This is a genomic window from uncultured Holdemanella sp. (genome assembly GCF_934772795.1).
In the GTDB taxonomy this organism is placed as follows: Bacteria; Bacillota_I; Bacilli_A; order Erysipelotrichales; family Erysipelotrichaceae; genus Holdemanella.
Genome location: NZ_CAKVMR010000104.1, coordinates 1 through 3,740 on the forward strand (window position 1 = coordinate 1; position 3,740 = coordinate 3,740).

Consider the following 3,740-nt stretch of genomic DNA (forward strand, 5'->3'; position numbering starts at 1 on the left):
AAATCCGAATTTATCATTCAGATTCTTCCTCCTTTCCATCATTCAACAAAGCCTTTAACTCTGCCAAATTCTTATCAATTTCTCTATTTAAAGCTTCAATATCAGCTAAAATTTCACTTGTTGGTGGATATTCTACCTTTTCATAGACGACTTCTTTATATTTATTGATAGATAGATCATAATCATTATCAATAATCTCTTGCTTATCAACCAAGAAACTTTGTTCAGTACGCTTTCTATCTACTTCTTTATCTAGATTCTTGAATCTTTCTAAAATGTCTGGAATATCATTTTCTTTTACAGGAGCACGTTTATCATCTAACGAGAATCCATCAGCTTTCATATCATAGAACCAAACTTTATCAGTTCCACCATGACCAGTCTTGGTGAAAATCAAAATACCTGTAGATACACCAGCATATGGTTTAAATACACCTGATGGCATTGAGATAACTGCTTCAAGACGATTGTCGTCAACGATTGCTTGTCGAATTGCTTTATGTGCTTTACTTGATCCAAACAAAACTCCATCTGGAACAATACATGCACATCTTCCGCCGACTTTTAACATACGAATAAACAATGCTAAGAATAATAATTCAGTTTTCTTAGTTTTCGCAATCTTTAATAAGTCTGTTGAAACAGAATCATAATCTAAAGACCCTTTAAATGGCGGATTGGCTAAAATCATAGAATATTTATTGTTATCTGTATTTTGATCTGATAAACTATCACGATATTCAATATTTGGAGATTCAACACCATGCGTCATCATATTCATTGCTCCAATACGAAGCATAGTTCTATCCATATCAAAACCATTGAACATATGATTCATAAAATGATCACGATTTTGTTTATTCATCAAAATATCATTTCTATATTTTTCCATTAAATAATCACTCGCAACAACTAAGAATCCACTTGTACCACATGCTGGATCACAAATTAATTCTTGAGGCGTTGGATTCATTAATTCAACCATCATACGAATAATATGACGAGGTGTTCTGAACTGTCCATTACGTCCTGCTGAAGCAATCTTAGACAACAAGTATTCATATACATCACCACGAATATCCATACTTGTAGTTTTATCCATTAAACAATAAATCTCATCCAAAGAATCAATGACCTTAGATAATACTAATGCAGTTGGTATTTTAAAAATCGCATCATCCATATATTTAGAATAGGCACTATCCTTATCACTATGTAAAATCTTTATAAACGGAAAAACCCATTCCTGCATAATTTCATATTGTTTATTTGCAGGATAGTCATGGAATGTAGACCATTTCAATTGATTTCCATCAATACTACGCTCGCCAATCATTACTTCAGCCGCAAATATACTTGTATAAGGTATTCCAAGCATATTTGATTCTTTTGCCTTTTTATTGTCTGCAACATCCAAATCACGAATAAACATTAAATATGTGATTTGCTCAATTACCTCTAATGGATTTGTTAATCCACCTGCCGCAAACACATCCCAAAGTGCATCAATTTTATTTTTAATTTCTCCTGTAACCATAACTCTCTCCTACTTAATCAATTCCACTACATCATCAAATGTACAATCCAAACAATCACAAATACGAATCAACGTATCCATAGATACAGTTTCCTGTTTAGAAAGCTTTGCAAGTGTAGCCGGTGTTAACTTAGCTTCTTTAGCCAAATCTGTTTTTTTCATGCCTTTATCAATTAATAATTTGAATAGCTTATTATAACTTATTTGCATAAATCGATCCTCGCTTACTTCTCTATTATACGTGAAACGCTTACAGTATTAAATAATAAATATTCACTTTTATGAATATTTTGTCAATAAAAGATAAGATTAAAATTAAGTTAGATTAAATTATGACTAACGTTTAACAAAATAACCAAAATAAAAGCAGAGTCTTGCTCTGCAATTACCACTAATCATTCATTAACGCCTTATGATACTCTTCTACACTACTATAATCACAAGGATCTATTTCATTATGAATGTTATCTGGATCATACTTGTTCTTCCATGCCTTTCTTAAATCAAGGTCATGTTGATATTGAAACATATTGTCATACTTAGATGGATCTATCTTACTAAAGATTCCTTCTGGATCACATTTGTTTATCCAATCTATTCGATTATTTAATTCAACCAAATAATCATCGACAGTAGTAAATCTTTCAAATTGAAAGCTATTGAATCTATGTTGTGGATCATATCTTTCTTGCCAATTGTTTACTAAAGATTCTCTATACTCTTCTTCCGTATCATAATCATTTACACTAATAATTGTTCTTTTGTCCGGATCATACTTATGTTGCCAACAACACCTTAAATCATCCAAGTAATCTTCTTCATTATCATAACTACTAGGATCTAACTTATATGCATTATTCTTATCATACTTATTCATCCAATTCTTCTTGTTTTCTATTGCTTTCGAATAATCTGATTCACTTGAATAATTCCTTGGATTAATTGAGTCAAACTCATTAAAATAATCATGCTTTTCTTTCCATAACTTTCTTAATGCATCCAAATACTCATCTTCATCCTCATATTCACTTGGATCCACATTATATTCATCATTCGAATCATGTTCATCCTTCCACTCTCTACACTCATCTATTCTTTCCTTATAATCATACACATCATCAATAAATTCTAAATCAATATATTCAAACTCATCATAAGGATCCAATTCCTTTTTCCAAGCCCGCTTTAAAGTTTTGACATAATACTCTTTATATTCAAAATCACATGGATTTACATCAAACTCACAATCACAATCCATTTCATCACGCCACTCTAACCTTGTTCTATAAACATCTACATCATAGGCATAATCATCATAATTTGAATATTTATTAACATCCACATACTCTTCAAATTCACATTCAGGATCCTCATATTCCTGCCACTTTTCACGTAAAGCAGCCACATATTCTTTACAACTCATATAATCATATTGATTTACACGAAACTGATTCTTAGGATTATACTTCTCAGCCCAACCATCCTGACGTAACATTTTACCAATCGCAAACCCTATTATTCTTCTTCTACTAATCATATTCCTAAATTCCTTTTAATAGATTATACACCAAAAGAGCCGCCATATTATAGGCGACTCAATTATCATCTTCACTTTTTACATTTCTAGAAAGGACTATTTCAATAACTCCATAATTTCATCTTCACTCTTTGACAATGACTTAGAAATAAGCTCTAAACTCATCCCATTTTCAAGCATCGCTTTAATCCCTTGCTTCATTACTTGATTCATCTGCTCAATTTGTCTATTCGCATCTTCAACCTGTTTATTGGCTTCTTGTTTTGCCTTTATCGCTTCTTCTTTTTCTTTACGAGCCTCTTCTTTTTCTTTATGAGCTTCTTCTGATTTCTTATCTGCTTCTTCTGATTTCTTATCTGCTTCTTCTGATTTCTTTTCAACTTCTTCTTGTGCTTTTCGAGTCTCTTCTTGTAATTTACGAACCTCTTCTTTTGCTCTTTGAAGCTCTTCAATTTCAAGCTGCCGTTCCATTCGTTCTTCATTTTCATGTAGTTTTTGAAAATCTTGTATTATTTTCTTCCAACGATCATCCGATATGGTTTCTACACGCTTCTCTAACATTTGAATCACCTCATCCTTCTCTATCATCACCTTAATTTTACTATCATCCATTCCTTTGTGGCAATTCAAAAAGTAATAAATCATTTTCTCCTGTTCATTCATGTC

General features: G+C 31.7%; 3 protein-coding genes and 1 pseudogene. All 4 read right to left on the reverse strand.

Annotated features, from left to right (window positions below; genetic code table 11):
• Window positions 1–13: 13 nt before the first annotated feature.
• Window positions 14–1,537 (reverse strand): N-6 DNA methylase, encoded by a 1,524-nt coding sequence (locus tag Q0F04_RS11490; protein ID WP_295753425.1) that lies wholly within the window; start codon window positions 1,535–1,537, stop codon window positions 14–16.
• A 9-nt stretch (window positions 1,538–1,546) separates the two neighbouring features.
• Window positions 1,547–1,747, reverse strand: a complete 201-nt coding sequence (locus Q0F04_RS11495; protein ID WP_118011259.1) for a helix-turn-helix transcriptional regulator — start codon at window positions 1,745–1,747, stop codon at window positions 1,547–1,549.
• Window positions 1,748–1,928: 181 nt separating this feature from the next.
• Complete coding sequence (locus tag Q0F04_RS11500; protein ID WP_295753427.1) at window positions 1,929–3,074, reverse strand: hypothetical protein; 1,146 nt, start codon at window positions 3,072–3,074, stop codon at window positions 1,929–1,931.
• 96 nt (window positions 3,075–3,170) lie between these two features.
• A pseudogene (locus tag Q0F04_RS11505) lies at window positions 3,171–3,740 on the reverse strand (hypothetical protein); the annotation flags it as partial.

Bases quoted from the DNA above. Each gene is read 5' to 3' on its own strand.
- Q0F04_RS11490 (WP_295753425.1), bottom strand. From the start codon at position 1,537: ATGGTTACAGGAGAAATTAAAAATAAAATTGATGCACTTTGGGATGTG.
- Q0F04_RS11495 (WP_118011259.1), bottom strand. From the start codon at position 1,747: ATGCAAATAAGTTATAATAAGCTATTCAAATTATTAATTGATAAAGGC.
- Q0F04_RS11500 (WP_295753427.1), bottom strand. From the start codon at position 3,074: ATGATTAGTAGAAGAAGAATAATAGGGTTTGCGATTGGTAAAATGTTA.